The organism is Carboxylicivirga caseinilyticus (genome assembly GCF_050589785.1).
Taxonomy (GTDB): Bacteria; Bacteroidota; Bacteroidia; order Bacteroidales; family Marinilabiliaceae; genus Carboxylicivirga; species Carboxylicivirga caseinilyticus.
The window spans coordinates 1-21833 of sequence record NZ_JBNGOX010000048.1 but is presented as its reverse complement, the minus strand read 5'-3'; the positions used below and the strand labels follow the sequence as shown (position 1 = coordinate 21833).

General features: G+C 34.3%; 14 protein-coding genes and 1 tRNA gene. 8 read left to right on the top strand and 7 right to left on the bottom strand.

Annotated features, from left to right (window positions below; all coding sequences use genetic code 11):
* Nucleotides 1–13: 13 nt before the first annotated feature.
* Together ACRD62_RS19165 and pyrH are read left to right on the top strand one after the other, a co-directional pair.
* Entirely contained in the window at nt 14–2194 is a 2181-nt protein-coding gene (locus ACRD62_RS19165) for a peptidase domain-containing ABC transporter (RefSeq protein WP_430821728.1), read from the top strand.
* Nucleotides 2195–2327: 133 nt separating this feature from the next.
* A complete protein-coding gene (gene pyrH, locus ACRD62_RS19160; RefSeq protein WP_430821727.1) occupies nt 2328–3035 on the top strand; it encodes a UMP kinase in 708 nt (235 codons plus the stop codon).
* A 60-nt stretch (nt 3036–3095) separates the two neighbouring features.
* Here the strand turns inward: pyrH and ACRD62_RS19155 are convergent, their stop codons facing one another.
* Nucleotides 3096–4997, bottom strand: a complete 1902-nt coding sequence (locus tag ACRD62_RS19155; RefSeq protein WP_430821726.1) for a HAMP domain-containing methyl-accepting chemotaxis protein — start codon at nt 4995–4997, stop codon at nt 3096–3098.
* 275 nt (nt 4998–5272) lie between these two features.
* Nucleotides 5273–8110, bottom strand: coding sequence for a lamin tail domain-containing protein (locus ACRD62_RS19150; protein ID WP_430821725.1), 2838 nt, complete (start codon nt 8108–8110; stop codon nt 5273–5275).
* A 126-nt stretch (nt 8111–8236) separates the two neighbouring features.
* Between ACRD62_RS19150 and ACRD62_RS19145 the strand changes: the two genes are divergently transcribed.
* A complete protein-coding gene (locus tag ACRD62_RS19145; protein ID WP_430821724.1) occupies nt 8237–9247 on the top strand; it encodes an aspartate-semialdehyde dehydrogenase in 1011 nt (336 codons plus the stop codon).
* Nucleotides 9248–9293: 46 nt separating this feature from the next.
* Here ACRD62_RS19145 and ACRD62_RS19140 read toward each other — a convergent pair whose 3' ends face one another.
* From ACRD62_RS19140 to ACRD62_RS19130, 3 genes are all read right to left on the bottom strand, one after another.
* Entirely contained in the window at nt 9294–10403 is a 1110-nt protein-coding gene (locus ACRD62_RS19140) for an adenylate/guanylate cyclase domain-containing protein (protein WP_430821723.1), read from the bottom strand.
* A 111-nt stretch (nt 10404–10514) separates the two neighbouring features.
* Nucleotides 10515–11735, bottom strand: coding sequence for a GTPase HflX (hflX, locus tag ACRD62_RS19135; protein WP_430821722.1), 1221 nt, complete (start codon nt 11733–11735; stop codon nt 10515–10517).
* A 96-nt stretch (nt 11736–11831) separates the two neighbouring features.
* Entirely contained in the window at nt 11832–12515 is a 684-nt protein-coding gene (locus tag ACRD62_RS19130; RefSeq protein ID WP_321406231.1) for an energy transducer TonB, read from the bottom strand.
* 452 nt (nt 12516–12967) lie between these two features.
* Here ACRD62_RS19130 and ACRD62_RS19125 point away from each other — a divergent pair.
* The 5 genes from ACRD62_RS19125 (at nt 12968) to ACRD62_RS19105 (ending at nt 20249) form a co-directional block, all read left to right on the top strand.
* Nucleotides 12968–13041: transfer RNA gene (locus ACRD62_RS19125), tRNA-Ala, on the top strand.
* A 231-nt stretch (nt 13042–13272) separates the two neighbouring features.
* Complete coding sequence (locus tag ACRD62_RS19120; RefSeq protein WP_430821721.1) at nt 13273–14826, top strand: type I restriction-modification system subunit M; 1554 nt, start codon at nt 13273–13275, stop codon at nt 14824–14826.
* Entirely contained in the window at nt 14823–16082 is a 1260-nt protein-coding gene (locus ACRD62_RS19115) for a restriction endonuclease subunit S (protein ID WP_430821720.1), read from the top strand. Before ACRD62_RS19120 ends, ACRD62_RS19115 begins: the two co-directional genes overlap by 4 nt.
* 3 nt (nt 16083–16085) lie before the next feature.
* Nucleotides 16086–17096 (top strand): PIN domain-containing protein, encoded by a 1011-nt coding sequence (locus ACRD62_RS19110; protein WP_430821719.1) that lies wholly within the window; start codon nt 16086–16088, stop codon nt 17094–17096.
* A 6-nt stretch (nt 17097–17102) separates the two neighbouring features.
* Entirely contained in the window at nt 17103–20249 is a 3147-nt protein-coding gene (locus ACRD62_RS19105; RefSeq protein WP_430821718.1) for a type I restriction endonuclease subunit R, read from the top strand.
* 529 nt (nt 20250–20778) lie between these two features.
* On the opposite strand, the gene ACRD62_RS19100 is transcribed toward ACRD62_RS19105, so the two are convergent.
* Together ACRD62_RS19100 and ACRD62_RS19095 are read right to left on the bottom strand one after the other, a co-directional pair.
* Complete coding sequence (locus ACRD62_RS19100; protein WP_430821717.1) at nt 20779–21654, bottom strand: Abi family protein; 876 nt, start codon at nt 21652–21654, stop codon at nt 20779–20781.
* On the bottom strand, nt 21647–21833 hold a 187-nt coding region (locus ACRD62_RS19095), incomplete at its 5' end, for a hypothetical protein (protein WP_430821716.1). The genes ACRD62_RS19095 and ACRD62_RS19100, both read right to left, overlap by 8 nt.

Below are 21833 nucleotides of genomic sequence, written 5' to 3'. Positions count from 1 at the left end.
TAAACCAACCCGAATGCAGCCCAACTTCAAACATATAAAACGTACATTTACAAAACAGCATAGTCAGTATTATTGTGGTCTAGCCTGTTTATCCTCCATTGTCAAATATTATGGTGGTGATATCTCACAAGAAAAACTACGAGAAAGTAGTGGAACCACTTTGAATGGCACCTCGCTACTTGGTTTATACCAGTCAGCTCAAAAGCTAAATTTTGAAGTCAAAGGTTTTAATGCTGATATGTCAGCATTAAAAGAGCAAACAGTACCGGTTATCTTACATGTTATTATGGACAATAATCGTCAGCATTTTGTTGTCTGTTATACCTATGTCAATAATAAGTTTATAATCGGTGATCCTAGCCTGGGTATACTTGAATATTCTCAAATTGAGTTACAAGAAATATGGAAAAGTGGTGCATTATTAAAAATGAAGCCAGGTGAAGGATTTATCACTAAGAAAAAGAACAAAATCCATCAACGAACCTGGTTTTTACAACTACTTAAAGACGATTATCCCATATTGGCAATTGCTGCATTTTTAGGGATTGGAATCTCAATATTAGGTTTGGCAACCGCAATCTTTTCACAAAAGCTGATTGATGTGATTCTGCCAGCTAAAGATATCCGTAGTCTTATTTTTGGCTTAATTGTTTTTGGCTTAATTCTAATTGCGCATGCAACAATCGGTTACATCCGTAATATTTTTCTACAACGACAAGGGCGTGATATGAATACACGTTTGGTAACATCTTTTTTTGGCAAATTACTGTACTTGCCTAAAAGCTTTTTTAACAGCATCTCAACTGGCGATATGGTGGCACGATTAAACGATGCTCGCCGAATTCAGCGCGTGGTAATTTATTTAAGTAGTGAATTATTGATAGATATATTAGTTGCAATTGCTTCGATTTCATACATCTTTGTATATTCAACCTCTACCGGTTTTATTAGTTTATTGACCATTCCTCTTTTTGGTTTAATTGCGTGGCGATTTAACAGAAACGTAATCAGAGGGCAACAAGCTGTTATGAAAAGTTATGCTGTAACTGAAAGCAAATATATCGATACATTTAATAACATTGACACCATCAAAACCAATAACCTTGAAAGCCTATTAGGAAGGTCGGTAAATGCAATCTATCGAATTTTTATGGAAGGTGTTTATCAATTAGGAGTATTAAGTGCTAAACTTAACTGGTGGGTTGAAGCAATTAACACTTTACTAATGGTTGGTGTTATAGCTTGGGCGGCACATTTGGTATTAAGCACACAGCTTTTAGTAGGACAATTAATGGCCATTATCAGTTTATGCGGAAGTATGACTGCCGCCGTTATAAGAATTGCGTTAGCCAATATACAACTACAGGAAGCACGTATCGCTTTTGAACGTATGTATGAGTATGCAAACACAGAACCTGAATACCTAAAAGATGATTTAGAAATCGCAAATAATCCTATAAGCATACAAAAAATTAGTATTGATAAACTTAACTTTCGTTTTCCTGGTAAATCATTATTACTAAAAAATATTGACTTAAAGCTAAAAAAGGGACAGTTTACTAGTCTTTTGGGAGAAATTGGTTGTGGTAAAAGTACCTTACTTTCTATTCTTCAACGCTTTCATAAAATTGAATCAGGAGATATTTTAGTTAACGGAGAAGATTGGAACTGTTTTAAAACGAATCATTGGCGGAAACATGTCGCAGTTGTTGAACAACATGTGAAGCTATTCAATAATACGCTATTCGAAAACATTACTTTATCTGAAACTCCAGATTATAAACAGATGGAGCATTTCTGTAATAACCATGGATTTGATAAATTCTTTAATGATCTACAACAGGGCTATGCAACCATTATTAATGAGAACGCAACAAATATATCAGGTGGACAGCGGCAATTAATTGCATTGGCCCGAGCCCTTTATTCCAAACCAAAGGTACTATTATTGGATGAAGCAACAGCAGCTATGGGTCGGAAAGCTGAACAATTTGTTATCGATTTATTGAATAATCTCAAACAAGACATGATAATATTATTTGTTACGCATCGTCCACAATTAGCCAGACACTCTGACAATATTATAATAATCGAAAATAACACTATCACGAATAGAGGATCACATGAGGAATTATTAGGCACAAGTACATACTACAAGCAAGCTTTTGAAGAAATAAAGGTTGAATTCACATAAACACTTGACCTACAACTTCAACAATGACTATACCAAATAACTGTTTCATATCTGCTAGATCGAGAAAATAATTCCATTTGTAATCAAATTTTTATCTTGATACATTTGTCTAGATACTTGATACTATTAAAAAATGAAATACAAAAGAATCCTCCTTAAACTCAGTGGCGAATCCCTAATGGGCGAACAAGGTTACGGAATTGATCCGGAGCGTTTAAACGACTATGCTAAACAAATTAAAGAAGCAACCGATATGGGTGTGCAAGTTGGCATCGTAATTGGTGGCGGAAATATCTTTCGTGGATTAGCTGGGGCTTCCAAAGGTTTTGATCGTTATAAAGGCGACCAAATGGGTATGCTGGCAACAGCAATTAACGGGCTGGCTCTTCAGTCAGCATTGATTGCAATGGGTGTTAAGGCAAGACTTTTATCTGCCATTCGTATGGAACCGGTTGGCGAATATTACGATAAACCAAAGGCCGTTGCAGCACTTGAGAACGGTGAGGTGGTTATTTTGGTTGGTGGTACCGGTAATCCATATTTTACTACCGACACAGGATCCTCTCTTCGAGGTATCGAAATTGAAGCCGATGTAATGTTAAAAGGCACCCGAGTTGATGGAATTTACACTGCTGACCCGGAAAAAGATCCCAATGCCACTAAATTTGATGAAATTACTTTCGATGAAATCTATAATCGTGGACTGAAAATAATGGATTTAACAGCCACCACAATGTGCAAAGAAAACAACCTTGCCATTGTTGTTTTTGATATGGATACCAAAGGTAACCTGATTAAGGTTCTGAAGGGAGAAAATATTGGAACTTTGGTTAAAAACTAAAAACAAAAGGCTGTCCAAATAAAGAAAGGACAGCCTCTTGATATATTGTTGTTTGGTTATTTAAACCGTGTATGGTTCGTATTCTTCTTCTACAACTGTTTCTGTAACCCTTTGTACCCTATTATTCTTTTGATTGGTGTTTTTATTTTCAACATTAAAAGCAACAGGTCTTTCAGATTCAGATTTCTCAACTTTAAAGAAATCAATTAAGTTCTTTAATTGTAACGACTGAGAACTCAACTCTTCAGCACTTCCCGCTAATTCTTCACTTCCCGCAGCATTTTGTTGGGTAACAATATTCAATTGATGCAAAGCATTATTAATCTGGCTGGCACCTTCACGCTGCTCCATAGCAGCTGCAGCAACTTCTTTCATCAAAGAATTCGACTCTTCAATTACGGGTAATACACTGCTTAATTTCTCACTTGCCAAAACTGAAGATTCTCTACTACTTTCAACCAACTTAATAATTTCAACAGCAGCCTGCTGACTTCTTTCGGCTAGCTTACGAACTTCACTGGCAACTACATTAAATCCACGTCCTTGGTCTCCTGCTCTGGCAGCTACAACCGCAGCATTAAGCGCCAATATATTTGTTTGCATTGCTATCTCATTAATAACGGCAACTTTATTGGCAATTATTTTATTGGCTTCCATTGCTGTTTTTGATTTCTCTTCTGCATCAACAAGACTGCTATAAGCTAATTCAGATTTTTCAGCACTTACTTTTGCATTGTTATTACTTTGCTGAATATTAGCCAACATTTCTTCCATGGTAGTTGAAACTTCTTCCAACGATGCAGCTTGCTCACTAGAGCCCTGAGATAATTCCTGTGATGCAGTATTAACCTGTTCGCTTGCAACAGACAGTTGCTCAGAACCGCCTTTTATCTCGCCCACCACCTCACGTAGTTTATTATTCATTGTTAACATGGCTCCATTAAGCTTAGCAAGCTCATCCTTACCCTTTGTATTTACATCGTGATACAATTCTCCTTCTGACAGATAATTGGCAAGATTTAGGCTTTCATTTAGAGGTCGTGTAATACTAATAGATGAGTATCGTGATACAAAGGCACCAAGGATAATTGCCAAAATTAGCACGATTAACGATCTTGCTTCAGATGTTTCCATTACCAATTCCTGCTCCTCAATATGGCTGTTAACAAGATTATCAATTAATTCTGCAACTTTGGCACCGCGCGCCTGCATTGTTTTCATCTCTTTTTTCTGCTCTAACAATGCTTCTTTATATTCTATAAATGATAACTGGTATTTACGGTAGCCCTCTTTTAACTTATTAAGTGATAATGCAGTATTCGAATTTCCACTATATTGTTTAATGGCCCTTTCAACAACCTGATTACATTTTTGAATGCCGTTCTCAATCTGATTGACAGCATCGATATTTAATTCACCCGTACTATCTGATTCATTTGCAAGAAACTGCCATGCATATATTCGTAACTGACTATGAGCATTTAATAATTGTATAGATAGACTTCCTAAATTATTTAAGCTACCATTACTGGTTAATAATTCTCCGAGTTTCACTCCTTCCTCTGACCATTTTAACCGTGTATTTTCTTTTTGATTTTCGAGTTGAGAAAAATTACTAAAACCTTCTTTGTAATCTTCAACATTAAGTCTTAAATCACCTAATTCATCTTTCTCATCCTCATTATTAGTTAGCAAATTGGTAACTTCATCCATTGCCCCTTGAAGTAATAATGAACACTCTTCTGCAATTTGAGAATCATTAAACTTTATATAATACATTACTTTTAATCGAATGCTCTGTAGATTTTTCTCGACTAATTTTAACTCACCAACCTCACTTACTATTTCATTGGTTTGCTTTAATGAAAAATGATTAATTAAACCAACTAAAGCAACAAAAAACAGTAACACCGAACCTGCTAATGCCAAACGAGTTCTAATAGATAAATTTCTTAATTTCATAACAAAAAAATGTGTGTGTGCTTTCTACAATCATATTTTGTAATATGACTTTTTTCATTCCATAAAATATTCACAGATTATTGCGCCGGAGTGTTATTCTTGATTAAGATTAACAGAAGCAAATATAGTTCTTTGTGTTTTAATCACACATTTATTAATAAAGCTACATACAGCTGAATACATGACACTTAACAGTATTTAAGCTTTTAAACTACTTAAATTCTTACATCAAACAATTGAATTTTTTGATTAAATATTCGGTAATCATGTACTTATTAATTAGAACTTTCGACTCCAATTACACAAACTAATTTATCGTTTTTAACCATACCATTGGGGTATAAACACTGGCAATAAACAATGTAAATACCTGGCTTTAAACACTCATTTGCATCATCAAGTCCATCCCATAAAAAATAACCCTTTGCGTGTAGCAGCACATTGTTTGCAAGGTATCTAACTTCACGTCCCGTACTATCAAAAATCCTGATATTAATAGTTACATCTGTCTCAGTATTATTATACCGGATGATTAACTGATCATTCCGTCCATCATTATTGGGTGTAAAAACATCGTAATCCAGATAAATTGATTTGTCGTCAAAATGCATTTTTATGGTTTGAGAATTCGAATAACCTGGTGTTGCTAATACATCTGATGCTGCAGAATGCCAATTTTGATGATCATTGGTTGGTTGATCAATAGCCAATCTCTCTAAAGAAACACCTTCCGGATCCCGAATCAAATCAAAATGCATATCATCTTTATATTCCAGATAATCTATGATATTACCAGACTGATTACATATTATCACAACACCTTCGTCATCCGGTAATGAAGGAAGTTTCGTATTTAGAAAGGTTGAATGATTTTCAGAACGATATAGATTTAGCACAATCAAGCTATCTTGACTTAATAAAAGATAATCATCAGGAAAAATCATTCTGTTTCTGTCAGTTATCGGATATAATTTATTAATCGTTTTATCTTCATCCCAATCACCAAGATATACATCGTTAAGATTAATAACTTTGTTTGAACGATTCACCAACTCAATAAAATCCACGCCATCAGGACTGGGATTAAATAATACTTCATTAATTATGATATCACCAGAAACCAAAGAATCAGGTTTAGCAAAACGTATTGGAAATTCAATTGAAAAATCATTCCCTGCCCAATCGTTAGTCTTATTAAATCCAATTGAATATACTTTATTGATTTCCAATTGGGGATTTATTGTAATATCAACATATGATAAAAAGACGGAATCAATAGATGAATTAAAATCTTCCAATACAGGGAAGATTTCAAAACTCCATTCATTATTAAGTAAATTCATTACTTCACTAAAATGAATTCTAAGAGTTGAATCGTTAAAAAATTCACTATAAACAAACCATGGCGGTTCAAAATCAGGATTATCAACCATTACAGAATTTTCATTTAATGGAGTCCCGCCAGTATAATCAACACTCCATTTCCAATTATCAGGCTTACCCGACATATTATTTACATCCAAGCGTTCAACCGACCAACCTCCTTCTTCTTTAAATCCCTCACCATATATTTGAGTCGGATTGTATTTAAAAGCATCAATAACTTCTGATTGCTCATTTTTTACCACTAAATCAAATCCTGAATTGTTTAATGTTTGCCACTTATCTACCCCAACTAATGAGCCTTGCCAAAAATCCAATGAACCGGAAGGTACGAGTAATACATATGTACCTGCTTTAATAAGACTATCGGGTAAGTCAAAAGATTTATCATTAACCATTACTTTCCAATCTTTTAATGACAAATCAAATTCAGAACGGTTATACAACTCAATATATTCATTCTCGGGAAGAGCAACTGTTGGTGAAGGATCAACCATTACTTCATTAATCACTATATCAAACCGGGCAGGATGATAATACCAAATATCTTGTTGAAAGCTTTTTAGAGTATCCCCTGTAATATCTTTTAAACCATTTAATTTCAACTGATATTTTCTACCTTCTTCCAATGCAGCAACTAGTTTTAATTGATGAATCACACCTTCTACTGAAACAGACACTTCAAAATCTTCCAGCTTTTGGTTATCCAACAAAAGATTGGCCTGTATCCAGCTATCAGCATTAATTGCTTTTGAAAATTCAAACTGCATTAAATCTGTGGTTAACAATTGAACATCATTTATCCTCACCCTATGATAACTGACAATAAGTTCTGTGGCCATAACATTACCCGCTAGATCTTCCAAATGAGACAAGACCAAAATGTCATCTTCGACATCTTCCAAACCCGGATTAAAATACAACTCTACCATTTTGGATGCTTCATTGTATAATAATACTGATGCACTTCTTTCTAACTTTGTCAAATAAAAACTACCTGCATTAAAAGAATTAATATTAAGATCCTCATTAAAAACAATACGAATCAATCCTCCATTAACCACCTCATAATCGATTACTTTTGGCGGATGCACATCTGTATAAGGTTCACCGTCGACATTAATATCATCAAAAAAGAATTTCTGTGCCCTTGTAACAGTATAATTGCAAAGTATTCCAAACCATGAAGATTGCATTTCAATGATTCTATCCATTTCACCAACCTTCATAAAACCTAATCCTGAATCATATTCTAAAGTCCAGGTATTTCCCTCCCTTGTAACACGAATAATCAATTCATTAGAACTCGGGCTTAGTATTCCATCCTCACCTTGAATTATTATTCTTTCTTCTCCATTTGTAATGACTCCTAATTCAAGACGATCGCTATTTTTTCCAATATCACAAAATATGGCATTGGTGATATTTGATGGATCGGAATTATCCATTGCCAGAAAAACTCTTGCATAATTTGAACCAGAAGGACTAAACTCGTATTTAACTTTAAAACTCCAGTTTGCCTGTTCTATAACATCAGAACTTGTAAAAAGAAAAGAGGACCCAGCGGCTGTTGCATTCAACTGCAGCTGATAATCAGAATTGACAATAAAGCTATCAACTTGACCAAACCATTGTGGATTGTTAAAGATTTCACCATCGGAAAACGTTTCGTTTAATTGTGCGCATAGAACTGATGGCCAAACGATAAAAAGCAAGAAAAAGGGTTTCATAGGGTGACGGTTTAAAACAAATATTCCTATTTTTGCATTATTAGGTAAGCAAGAAGCAACCACCAACAACACACTTAAAATAAAGCTGATGCTCACCCAATTAAATATAATTAAAATTTTACAACAATGAAAGTTGCAATCGTTGGTGCCAGTGGCGCAGTAGGACAAGAATTTTTAAAAGTATTGGAAGAAAGAAATTTTCCATTAGATGAGTTGGTTCTCTTTGGATCTTCACGAAGTGCAGGTAAAACCTACACTTTCAAGGGAAAGACCCTTACTGTCAAAGAGCTGAAACACAACGATGACTTTAAAGATATTGATATTGCCCTGACGTCTGCTGGTGGAGGAACGTCAAAGGAATTTGCTGAAACGATTACGAAGCATGGAGCTATCATGATTGATAACTCAAGTGCTTTCCGTATGGATGATGATGTACCTTTGGTGGTTCCGGAAGTAAATGCTGAGGATTGCAAGAATGCTCCTCGCAATATTATTGCCAATCCCAATTGTACAACTATTCAAATGGTAGTTGCTCTTAAGCCGATCAATGAAATATCGCATATCAAACAAGTGCATGTTTCAACTTATCAGGCATCAAGTGGTGCCGGAGCAAGTGGTATGGCAGAGCTGGAGAATCAGACTAAAGCAATTGTTGAAGGTAAAGACATTGAAGTTTCAGCTTTTCAATACCAATTGGCAATGAACCTGATTCCTCAGGTTGATGTTTTTACTGATAACAACTACACCAAGGAGGAAATGAAGATGTTTAACGAAACACGTAAGATTATGCACAGCGATGTTCGGGTGAGTGCAACTTGTGTTCGTGTTCCAATTCTTCGTGCACACTCAGAGTCTATCTGGCTTGAAACAGAAAATGCAATTGCTCCGGAACAGGCTCAGGAGGCTTTTAGAAAAGCAGATGGAGTAATTTTAATGGATGATCCTGCAAACAAAGAATACCCAATGCCATTATTTTTGGCTGGTAAAGATGAAGTCTTTGTGGGTCGTGTACGTGCTGATTTAGCTAATCCTAACGGTTTGGCATTCTGGTGTGTTTCTGACCAGATTAAAAAAGGAGCTGCTTTAAATGCTGTTCAAATAGCAGAATATATGATTAAAGAAGGTTTGATAAAGTAATTTCAAACAATAAGCATATTGAAGGTCTGATTTAGGTCAGGCCTTTTTATTTCTTCCTTTTTGTCTTTTGCTTATGCTTTACTCCATATATCTGAACTGATTGACGTTTGCCTTTTAAACTCACCTTCTTGCCGTCAATCTCTTTAAAGCTGAAGCCTTCTTTATCTTTTAATGACTCATATAAAACGCCTGATATCAGAAGATTTTCGCGACAAACGTTACACATTGATTCAATACGTGCTGTCGTATTCAAAGTATCACCATTATAAGATATATCTCGCTTATACCGTCCAACCTGAAGAACCATTATTTCTCCAATATGAATTCCTGCTTTAAACTCAGGCACCAAGCCATATCTAAAATCATAGAAGAAACTTTTTCTATTTATCACCTTTTGAAAAGCATAAAAAGCCTTCAAGCAATTATTTTTTCTCAGTCCCTTTTTTAAGTCCCATGAAATAATTGCACCATCTCCCAGATACTGATAAATTTCTCCGTGATAGTTCTCAACAATAGCCAGGTCTCCAAACACATCCTGAACCAGAAAACTAAAGTTTTTATGCCCCAACTGCTCGGCAATGGTCACCGATGATTTCATATCGATAAACATGAAAATCCGCTTTTCGGCCCTTGGTTTATTTAACATACCCAGCATCCAATACATAAAATTATCCATACCAATTTTATGCAATACTCCGCGCAACAAACTATTTAATAAACACGAAATATAAAACCAAATCAGGAACCGGACATGAGTCATTGACAATTCAGGTATTTTATTTATCAAGTCCTTATAATTGACAAATTCTGCCCATTTCAGATTTTTATTTTCAGAAAAGAAAATGATTATATAACCAAGTAAGAAATACAATAAAAACCGTAATGACACCAAAAAACGAATAGGAGAGTGCCTCATTATTTTATCAGAGAACAAGGCATCAAGTGTAGCAAATAATAGAGCTAATAGAAAACTAAGAAGTATTGTATTCCCATACACATCATCTTTCAACAGCAAGTTAAAATAATTGATGTAGATAGATTGAACTCCTGAGATAAAAACAAATAATGATAAAGAGACCAACCAAAAAAAGAAATGATAAAAGAAGCCTCTGTATATCAGATGAATTTTAATCTTGAACTTATCTATTGATAACATACTTGACGTATACGGGTGTTATTTTATTGATATGTTCTACAGTTTAGAGGCAGAATTGTTACGCATAACAACAAAAAAAGGACGATAAAAACGTCCTTTCTTTATAACTGGTTATTCATCATTATTATCGTCATCATAGGTTTGATACAGATAGTCATTAAATGGAAATCTTTTCGTATGAATTTCCTTAACGGCATTGTAAAGTACCTTTTTAAATTCAATAAAATTAACCTTGTTTAAAGCTGAAATAAAAATACAGTTATCCTGTTGTCCCATCCATGTTTCCTTCATTTCATCAAGAGTAAAATTAGCTCTTGTTTTTGGCGTAAGATCATCTTCGTCTTTCGGAATATATGAATAAGCATCTACCTTATTAAAAACCAAAATAGTTGGTTTTTCTCTATCATCGATTTCATGCAGCGTTTTAGTTACAACTTCTATCTGTTGTTCAAAACCCGGATGAGAAACATCCACAATGTGCATTAATACGTCTGCCTCACGCACCTCATCCAACGTAGACTTAAACGACTCGACCAGATGATGTGGTAACTTACGGATAAAACCTACAGTATCAGCCAAAAGAAAAGGTATATTATCCACCACAACCTTACGAACTGTTGTGTCAAGTGTGGCAAATAATTTATTTTCAGCAAATACTTCCGATTTACTCAACACATTCATCAAGGTACTCTTACCCACATTTGTATAACCAACTAAAGCAACACGAACCAATTTACCTCTGTTCTGACGTTGAGTGAACATTTGCTGATCAATCTTTTTAAGATCAACTTTTAGTTTAGCAATCTTATCCCTAATAATACGGCGGTCTGTTTCAATTTCCTTTTCTCCGGGACCACGCATACCAATACCTCCACGCTGACGTTCAAGGTGAGTCCACATACGTGTTAAGCGGGGTAAAAGATATTGATATTGAGCTAATTCAACTTGCGTTTTTGCGTGGGCAGTACGGGCTCTCCGTGCAAAAATATCCAATATCAGGTTGGTACGATCAAGCACCAAAACTTTAAGATTATTCTCCAGGTTACGAAGCTGCGAAGGACTTAATTCATCATCAAAGATAATTGTCTTCACCTCATGAACTTTCATATAATCCACTATCTCCTGAAGCTTTCCACTTCCCACAAATGTTTTAGGATCAGGCATTGGAAGATTCTGTGTAAAACGTTTCACAGGTTCTGCACCTGCTGTTTCAGCCAAAAACGCCAATTCATCCAGATATTCCTCAACTTGTTGCTCAGTTAACTCCGGTGTTTTTACACTAACCAGCACTACCTTCTCTAACTCCTGCTGAGTCGACAGATTTTCAATCATTAACACTAATGTTTTAAGGCCACAAATATACTCAATTATAAGCAACAAAAAACCCTCGCCAAAAGCGAGGGTTTTTTATATAGACTTAAAAATAATCTACTGCAATACAAAGTTAATAGGTACAGTATAAGATACTTTTACTGCTTTACCCCTTTGCTTACCAGGTTTCCAAGCTGGCATTGAGTTAACCACGCGAATCGCTTCTTTATCCAAGTTTGGATCCACTCCACGTGCAATCTTAACATCTGTTACAGCACCTTTTGTGTTCACAACGAAAGAAACATAAACACGTCCCTGAATACCATTCTCCTGAGCAATTACAGGATACTTAACTGATTGAGCAATAAACTTACGTAATGCTTCCTCACCTCCCGGGAATTCAGGCATCTCTTCTACAATAAAGAATACGGGTGCATCTTCAGCCTCCTCTTCGTCCATTGCCAGATCAGAGAAATCAACTTCTGTATCTTCCTCCATTTCTGTATCCTCGATGTCCAACTCCTCATCCAACTCCACATCATCCTCTACGATGTTCAATACATCTGCAACCTTTGGTGGTGGTGGTGGTGGTGGTGGTTTCACTTCCTCTTGCCTTGTAATAGGCATAATTTCCTCCTCGGCTTCAAGGTCTTCAACCATCTCAAATTGAGAGACGTCCACATCGGTTGTTGTCCATTCGAAAGCAATTAAAACAACTGCCAGAACAACCACCAAACCGATCTGCATAAAGACACTTTTCTTGTTCTCAAGATCTGCCTTCGGCGACTTTTTTACTTCCATAATAGATCAAAGTTTTGGTGCCTAAAGATAGCTATAAATAATAGTTTTATTCATGTTATATAGGGCACATTACCCTATTCCCTAAATTTTGAGTGCATAAAAATAGAATTTTAAAATCAATTTCCATCCTATTTCTATCAGTTTTTATTTGTTTACCCAACAACTTTATTGTTTCATGATTAGATTAAGGTAAACATTTGCTGACCGAGATTGAACCATACAATTTTAATGCTCGACCAAAATAAGAACCTAATATAAAAGACAACAATAAACACACCAAAATGTAATTTTGATTGATCTTTTTTAATGATGAATCATGAGATATTGAAAAAACATATATATTTGCAACGCTAAAGCAGAAAAGACTGTTTTTTTATGTTTTTGGGGGATTAGCTCATCCCGATAGCTATCGGGAGGCTAGAGAGTTTTGACTCATACCCTTTATACATTTTGGGGGATTAGCTCAGTTGGCTAGAGCGTTTGACTGGCAGTCAAAAGGTCATCGGTTCGATTCCGATATTCTCCACGTTGAAAATAAAGGCGTTCGGTGGCTTCCACATCGGGCGCTTTTTTTATTTGCATACTATTTGCATACAAAATCACAACTCCTCAAATATCTTTTTCAATTCACTCATATACTAGATATGGTATCAGTTAAGGTGTTTTCATATCAGACAACATAATATTCAAAAACTATATTTTCTTATCTTGTGACACTTTTATTGAAGTGTAATAGTTATAAAAATATAGTATATAAATGGCAAAGAAAGATAATGGGAGTTTCGAACAGAAACTTTTTAAAGCAGCCGATAAACTCAGAAAGAACATTGACGCTGCGGAATACAAACACGTTGTTTTAGGGTTAGTATTTCTTAAATACATTTCAGAATCCTTCTCGGAGTTATACCACAAACTAGAAGCTGATGAATGGAGTGACCCAGAAGATAGAGACGAATACATAGCGGAAAACGTATTTTTTGTACCCAAAGGCGCCCGGTGGAGTCATATTCATTCTCAAGCAAAACTGCCAACGATTGGACAATCCATTGATGAAGCAATGGAAGCCATAGAAAAGGAAAATAAAGAGCTTAAAAATGTACTTCCACAGGTTTATGGCAAAGCCAACTTGGATAAAACATCTTTGGGTGAACTCATTGATTTGATTTCAAATACTGAGTTGCAAGTCGAGAATAAAAACTCAAAAGACCTCTTTGGGAGAGTTTACGAGTATTTCTTAGGGGAATTTGCCAATGCGGAAGGTAAAAAGGGAGGACAGTTCTATACGCCAAAAGCTATAGTAAAGCTAATGGTGGAAATGATAGAGCCATACAAAGGTAGAGTTTATGACCCTGCAAGTGGTAGCGGAGGAATGTTTGTTATGAGTGAAAAGTTTGTAACTGCTCATGGACGAAGCATTAAAGATATTACTGTGTATGGACAAGAAAGTAACCAAACCACTTGGAAACTTTCTAAAATGAACCTTGCTATTCGAAATATCAACTCAAAATTTGTCGCATGGAACACTGAAGGTTCTTTCTTAAAAGATGCTCATCCTGACCTAAAAGCCGACTATATTTTGGCCAATCCACCTTTTAACCAAAAAGAATGGGGTGTTGATATTTTGCAGGATGACGGTCGATGGAAATATGGAACTCCTCCAAATGGAAATGCTAATTTTGGATGGATTCAGCATATGTTATATCATTTATCTCCAAGAGGTGTAATGGCAACAGTTTTAGCGAATGGTTCTTTAAGCTCGAATGCTTCAGGAGAAAGTGATATTAGAAGAAACTTAGTTGAAAATGATTTAGTTGAATGTATTGTTGCTTTGCCTAAGCAGTTATTCTATAATACAGGCATTCCTGCTTGTATATGGTTACTTCGTAGAGAAAAGAACAGTCATAGTAAACAAGTTTTATTTATTGACGCTTCGGAAATGGGTTACATGGAAGACCGTGTTCACAGAAAGTTGTCAGATGCCGATGATGAAGAAAAGCAAGGAGACTTTTACGAAAATGGATGGGGAGATATTCAAAAAATTGCTGAAACCTACCACAATTGGCGAAAAAATGAAAACTATGCTGATATAAAAGGTTTTTGCAAATCTACAACCCAAGAAGAATTGCAGAAACATGCATACATATTGACACCAGTTAGATATGTGGGAATGCCAGATGAAGAAGATGATGGTATATCATTCAATGATAAAATTAAAAGCTTAACATCTACATTGAAAAAACAAATGGAGAAAGAGGAAGAGTTAAATAAGGAAATCACTTCTCAATTAGATAAAATCGGTATTACACTATGAATAATTTAAATTGGAAATCTGTTGCCCTATCTGAATTATTGGTTTTACTTACTGACTATCATGCTAATGGAGCATACAAGAAACTAAAAGAGAATGTTCAGCTTTTTGATTCTGAGGAATATGCTTTAATGATTAGAACCACAAATTTTGAGCAAAATGATTTTGTAAATAATAATAAATACATAACAGAAGAGGCTTATAATTTTCTTTCAAAATCTAAAGTTCAAAGAGATGATTTGATAATGAATAAAATAGCAAATGCAGGTTCTGTGTATTATACGCCAAAAATTGAAAAGCCTATTTCATTAGCTATGAATTTGTTCTTACTTAGAATTAATAAAGAAAAAGCAGTCCCTAAATATGTTTATTATTACCTAAAGACTAATGAAAAGTATGTAAAGAGTTTTGCATTAGGTTCAGTTACAAAAACTATAACCAAAGAGGCTGTGCGTAAACTAATGATTAACCTACCTTCCTTAGCTGAGCAAGAATCTATAATGCAGATAATAAACTCCTTAGATGATAAAATTGAAAATCTACAGGCTCAAAACAACACTTTAGAGCAGACTGCTCAAACTATTTTTAAAGAATGGTTTGGAAAATTCCAAGTTGGAGATAAAATGCCTGATGGTTGGAGAGTTTATAAAATGCATGAATTAGTTAAGACTGTAAATGGCTACTCTTACAAAGGGAAGGAACTAGTTGATGAAAGCAATGAAGCATTAGTAACTCTTAAGAATTTTGGAAGAAACGGAGACTTTCAATCCAGAGGTTTTAAGCCATTTAAAGGAACCCCTAAACCAGAACAAGAAGTACAAAAAGGGGATTTAGTTGTTGCTCATACTGATTTAACACAGGATGCAGAGGTGTTAGGAAACCCAGCATTCATTTTTGATAATGCAGGTTTTGACAAAATGTATATAACAATGGATTTGGTAAAAGTTGTATCTGAGCATAAAGACATGACTTCTTCATTCCTTTATTATCTAATGAAGAATAGAGCTTTTAAAGGACATTGTATAGGTTATGCAAATGGAACTACAGTTCTTCACTTATCAAAAAAGGCAATCCCTGAATATCAGATATTTTTGCCCTCTGATTTTAAATTGATAAAAAAATTTTCTGATTTAGCAGATTCGACAACAAGTAAAATCTCGGCAAATAATGAAGCTATCATTAATCTTTCTAAAACAAGAGACACTTTATTACCCAAGTTATTGAACGGAGAGATTAGAGTTAATGATTTTAAAGAATAATGTATGAAAGAAAAAGTAATCTTTGATACCAATATTGCTAGAAATACAGGGGTGAATACCTTCCTCGGAAGCAGAGAAATGCTAGAACAATTTACACAAGATGCAGAGGTTGTTATCCCAGAGGTTGTTGTTCAGGAGATTAAAAGACAAAAAAGAAGTGCTTTAAAAAGTAATAAAGATAAATTTTTGAATAATCCTTTTCATAAACTCATAGGCGTTAACGAAGAAGATACTAAATCCTTTGAAATTGAAAATTATATTCAAAAATTACAGGATGAAGAATCCATACCTTTTGAGATTATTGACTTAAAGGATAATAATGTCTTACCTCAAATAAAAGAATTAGCAATCCATAAACAAGCTCCTTTTGAAAGCGGTGAAAATACAGACAAGGGATTTAAAGATGCCCTTATTTACTTTTCAGTGTTAGAGTATCTTCAAGAAATACCTAATAAAAATGTATTTGTTTGTGCGAAAGATTTGAGATTAAAAGAAGCTCTTAATAAACATCATAATATTGTAGTTATAGAAAACTACAAAGAGTTTAAACAAAAAAGTGTTTCTCAGTTTTTTGATGATTACTTTATTGAAAGAGTAAATGAAGAACTTGATGTGATTATTTCAAAAGAAAATATTATTGAGTATTGGCATAATGTTGAAGACAACCAAAATGTTCTTATCGAAATTGAGAATACGCAATACATAATTGAAGTCGATTCAGGTGAGATTGTTAGTACATCAGAAAGAGAGCAGTTTATAGATTATATTACACAATTAATAAATTCAGAGAACTTTTATATTACTCATAATGCAATTGAAAAACTAGCTCCTTTTATAAACTACCTTTCAAACGAAGAAATTAATCAAATATTAAACGCGTCTTATTCAAACGAGCAAATTAAATGGATTATTAAAGATGCTGATGTAAAGGAATTTATTGGAACACTATATAAAGCCAAAAGTGAAATAGTTGAAAATGCCGTTGCTGAATTTTTAAAGGAGAATTTTGAATAAATGCCTATGAATACAATAAACGAAAATACCATTGAACAATCCTTAATTGACCAGTTAGTTAGTCAAGGGTATACGTATTTTAATGGCACGGATATTTCTCCAAATAGTGATAATCCGCAACGAGAGAATTTTGCTTCTGTAATATTAGAGTCACATTTTAAACAATCGCTTAAGAAGCTTAATCCTTCTCTCCCTGAATCTGCAAGAGTTGAAGCTTATCAAAAAGTAATTAATCTTGGGACAGAAGATATAATGGAAAACAATGAGCGTTTCCATATATTACTTACAAGTGGAGTAACAGTAGAATATACAAAAGACGGAAAAACTAAAGGGATAAATGTAAACTTATTGGATGTTGAAAATCCAGAAAACAATAGTTTTTGGGTGGTCAATCAACTAGTTGTTAAAGAGAATAATAACGAAAAGAGGTTTGATGTTGTTATTTTCATTAATGGCTTGCCCCTAGTTTTTATTGAACTTAAATCAGCCACAGACGAGAAAGCTACATTACGCAAAGCATACACGCAAATTCAGAATTATAAAAAAGCTGTTCCGAGTATTTTCTTTTACAATTCCATTTGTATTATTTCAGACGGTATTGATGCAACGACATCGAGTGTTTCAGCTCCTTTTTCACGTTACCTTTCATGGAAGGCACCAAAAGAAATTAAACATGATGTTAGAACCGAATTGCAAATTCTAACAGAATATATGCTCAATAAAAAAACATTGGTTGAGTTAATTCGCTACTGTACCGTATTTGAGCAAGAGGAAAAGAAAGATGAAAAAACAGGTCTTATTTCTCAGGTTAAGATTAAAAAGGTAGCAGCTTATCATCAATATTACGCTATTCAAAAAGCAGTTGAGCAGACTTTAAGAGCAACGCATACACAAGATGGAGATCGTAAAATTGGCGTGATTTGGCATACGCAAGGTTCAGGTAAATCTCTTTCAATGGTTTTTTATAGTGGGCAGATTATTACTCACCCGAAAATGGAAAATCCAACTATTGTGATGTTAACAGATAGAAATGATTTGGACGACCAACTTTTCGGGACTTTTGGAAACTGTGTTGGGCTTTTACGTCAAAAACCTGTTCAGGCAAATAATAGGGAACATATCAAAGAACTTTTGAAAGTATCAGGTGGTGGTGTAATATTCTCAACCATTCAAAAATTTGCTCCAGCCGAAGGTAATGTTTATCAAATGCTATCAGAACGAACCAACATTGTTGTTGTTGCTGATGAAGCACATCGCAGTCAGTATGGTTTTAAAGCTCGTGAATCCGAAGTCAAAGATGAGAATAATAATGTAATAGGGTCAGAAATAAAATATGGTAATGCAAAATATTTACGTGATGCTTTACCTAATGCCTCTTACATAGGTTTTACGGGAACACCTATTGAAAAAGAAGACAAATCAACCCCTGCTGTTTTTGGTGATTATATTGATGTGTACGACATAAAACAAGCCGTTGACGATGGTGCAACTGTGCCAATTAGTTATGAGTCTCGTCTTGTAAAGATCAAACTTGACGAACAAACAGCAAAAGCATTAGACGATGAAATAAACGACATTGCTGATGCAACTGAAGAACAAATAGAAAAAGCCAAGAAGAAAACAGCAACTATTGATGCTGTGGTTGGGCATCCAGACAGATTAAAAGACGTAGCCAAAGATATTGTGATGCACTTTGAAGAAAGGCAAAAAGTCTTTGAGGGTAAGGCTATGGTTGTTGGAATGACACGTAATATTTGTGTTAAACTATATAACGAAATTATAGACTTAAGACCAGAATGGCACAATGATGACTTAAATAAAGGAATGATTAAGGTTGTTATGACAAGCTCATCCGATGACCCTGAATTATTTCAACCCCATAAAACAACCAAACAGCAAAGAAAAGATTTAGCCACTCGAATGAAAGATACGAATGATGAACTAAAATTAGTTATTGTTCGTGATATGTGGCTAACGGGTTTTGATGCTCCGAGCACCCATACAATGTATGTCGATAAAAAAATGCAAGGGCATAATCTAATGCAAGCAATTGCTCGTGTAAACAGAGTTTACAAAGATAAGCCAGGAGGTTTAGTTGTTGATTACTTTGGTATTGGTCAAGACTTAAGGAATGCAATGGCAACATATTTACAATCTGGTGGCGAAGGTGAACCAATTGTAGATATAAAAGAAGCTATTGCTGGCATGAATGAAAAGTTTGAAATCATTGAACAGATGTTTAATGGTTTTGATTTTAAAGCATATTTCAAAGTTGGCACAGCAGAAAAACTGCAAGTTTTATTAGGTGCGCAAAACTTTATTTTATCGGACGTTAAGCTGAAAGAACGATATTTGAAAGAAGTGACATTGCTGTCAAAGCTTTTTGCAATGTCTATTCCAAGTCCTGACGCAGAAGCTATAAAAGATGAAGTGGCATTTTTCCAAGCCGTAAAGGCGCGAATCAATAAGTTTTCGGGCAGTGGCGTGAAATCAGATTACGAAGTAGAAACAGCAATTAAGCAAATTGTAGATAACGCTCTGTCAAGTGATGGCGTTATAGATATATTTGAAGCAGCAGGCATTGAAAGTCCATCGGTAAGTATTCTATCTGATGAGTTTTTGTTAGAAGTAAAAAATATGCAACAAAAAAATGTTGCTTTTGAACTTCTTAAAAAGCTATTAAGTGATGAAGTTAGAGTTAGAAAAACAAAAAACTTAGTACAAGGGAAACGCTTTTCCGAAATGTTAGAATCAGTTGTGAAACGTTACCATAACAATCAAATTGATTCAGCACAAGTCCTGCAGGAACTATCTGAGATAGCAAAAGAAATGCGTTTAGAAGACCATAAATCTGATGAACTTGGATTAACTCCAGAGGAATATGCTTTTTATAGCGTTTTGAATGAAAATGAATCAACAAGCTTTTTAGACGATGCTAAAATGAAAGAATTGATTCATACAATTGTAGATGTCATTAGAAAAAATGCAACGGTTGATTGGAGTAAGCGAGATGACGTAAAAGCAAAATTACGACTGACTGTAAAGAAAATATTGATGCGATACGGCTATCCACCAGATTTAGCAAAGTTAGAAGCAGATAGAGTTTTGGCACAGGGAGAATCATTAGCAGAAATGTTCTCAACCGATATTTAAGAATATTGTTTTGTATCCAAAGTGATAATTGATACCAAAAAGTTAAACGTATATTCTGTTCTATACTTAAGTTGAAAACCTGCCTTTAAACTATTGGACTATAAAGTATGCAGTGCCTATATAGATTTAAAAATCTAAATTTGCGCAAAACCTACTTTTAATAGTGAAAAAGCGCATAAAAGCAGGTTTTTACAGTAAAAAAGCACATAAATGCTTACTTAAAAGTGTTCTTTTGTTGCGAAAATGATAATAATTGGCAAATAAAATAGCCAAAAATGCGCTTTTGCTTTCTTTTTTAAACGTATACTAGGCGTTGAAATTAACCGAATAAGGCTATACGGATAAACATTGATTTTAACTTACACTATTGTATTTCATAAGGATGTTGATAGCAACAAAAAAACCTGGAGCAAGTCCAGGTTTTATTTTAATATTTTTAAGTGCAGAAACTAAAGCGACGTCTTTGATTCTTTCGAATAGCAGTGCACTGAGACCACAAATATATGTAACCTAAATTAATTTGTCAAATTTATTTTTCATATACGTAATTGATTTTATTCTCGATTATAGATTTTAATAGGTCGTTTTCTTTGTGACTTTCAAATAGTTCCCGTATCTCCATTGTTAATTCTTCATGTCTATTAACCGATATTTGCTTTATTAAAAATGAAATGACTTTAATGCAAGAATCTAAAGAGCTTCTATCTTTATTGTTATAGGTTATATCAGGAAGAACCGAAAGACCTTTAGGTGTTCGCATATCAAAAAGAATTCCACCATGAGCACATATATTTCTAACTAAAATTACTTTCTCAAGTAAGTTAATAAATTTAGATAGGTTTAAAATGCCAAACTCTTTTGATATGCGCTCTTGTATCTCATTGTTTTTCAAATTGCGAAAAATACTTAGTACTGTTCCAAAAGTAAAAAACTCAATTGTTTTCCAAGCAGGAGCATATTTATCGTTTATATATTTCTTATGGTGATTTTTTATTGGCTTATTACTACGTATAAAATTCTCATGATAGTAATCTCCAATTTTATCAATGACCTCACGATTTACTATACTTGGGTCAGCAAACCAAGTCGGGGAGTCCTTGTGTTTATTAGATGCATAATATACAACCTTAGTCCTGAAGTTAACTTCGATTCTATTTAGGTACTTGCTTAGGATATTCCTCAAATCGACATCTAAATAATACAACTTAATAACATCCGAGAATTTAGTGTTTTCAACAAAGTTATGGTTTCCATCTTTTTCAAAAGGATTCCAGTAAAAACCAAGCCTGTAATAGCCAATATCTAATAGGAATTCTTTTATTTTCGATTCATCATAATCTAAAATCATTCCTCTTTTTGTCAAGATTTTGATTTGAATATCTGTGTTCGTTGCTATTTTACCCATAAGAATAAGCGTTCTTGATTATACCAATCATCAAAGATAAGATATATGTTAATATTTTAATGTGGCAATCATATTGCATTTTATCGTAAGCATCCGGTAAAGTCCATGTTGGTTTGATGAAAACCAGCAAAACTTTCAAATTAATTTGAAAACATTCGGAGTAATTTGAAAGTCCTTTG

What these genes read in the sequence shown, in the direction of transcription:
- ACRD62_RS19165 (WP_430821728.1), top strand. Translation starts at nt 14, where the DNA reads ATGCAGCCCAACTTCAAACATATAAAACGTACATTTACAAAACAGCAT.
- pyrH (WP_430821727.1), top strand. Translation starts at nt 2,328, where the DNA reads ATGAAATACAAAAGAATCCTCCTTAAACTCAGTGGCGAATCCCTAATG.
- ACRD62_RS19155 (WP_430821726.1), bottom strand. Translation starts at nt 4,997, where the DNA reads ATGAAATTAAGAAATTTATCTATTAGAACTCGTTTGGCATTAGCAGGT.
- ACRD62_RS19150 (WP_430821725.1), bottom strand. Translation starts at nt 8,110, where the DNA reads ATGAAACCCTTTTTCTTGCTTTTTATCGTTTGGCCATCAGTTCTATGC.
- ACRD62_RS19145 (WP_430821724.1), top strand. Translation starts at nt 8,237, where the DNA reads ATGAAAGTTGCAATCGTTGGTGCCAGTGGCGCAGTAGGACAAGAATTT.
- ACRD62_RS19140 (WP_430821723.1), bottom strand. Translation starts at nt 10,403, where the DNA reads ATGTTATCAATAGATAAGTTCAAGATTAAAATTCATCTGATATACAGA.
- hflX (WP_430821722.1), bottom strand. Translation starts at nt 11,735, where the DNA reads ATGATTGAAAATCTGTCGACTCAGCAGGAGTTAGAGAAGGTAGTGCTG.
- ACRD62_RS19130 (WP_321406231.1), bottom strand. Translation starts at nt 12,515, where the DNA reads ATGGAAGTAAAAAAGTCGCCGAAGGCAGATCTTGAGAACAAGAAAAGT.
- ACRD62_RS19120 (WP_430821721.1), top strand. Translation starts at nt 13,273, where the DNA reads ATGGCAAAGAAAGATAATGGGAGTTTCGAACAGAAACTTTTTAAAGCA.
- ACRD62_RS19115 (WP_430821720.1), top strand. Translation starts at nt 14,823, where the DNA reads ATGAATAATTTAAATTGGAAATCTGTTGCCCTATCTGAATTATTGGTT.
- ACRD62_RS19110 (WP_430821719.1), top strand. Translation starts at nt 16,086, where the DNA reads ATGAAAGAAAAAGTAATCTTTGATACCAATATTGCTAGAAATACAGGG.
- ACRD62_RS19105 (WP_430821718.1), top strand. Translation starts at nt 17,103, where the DNA reads ATGAATACAATAAACGAAAATACCATTGAACAATCCTTAATTGACCAG.
- ACRD62_RS19100 (WP_430821717.1), bottom strand. Translation starts at nt 21,654, where the DNA reads ATGGGTAAAATAGCAACGAACACAGATATTCAAATCAAAATCTTGACA.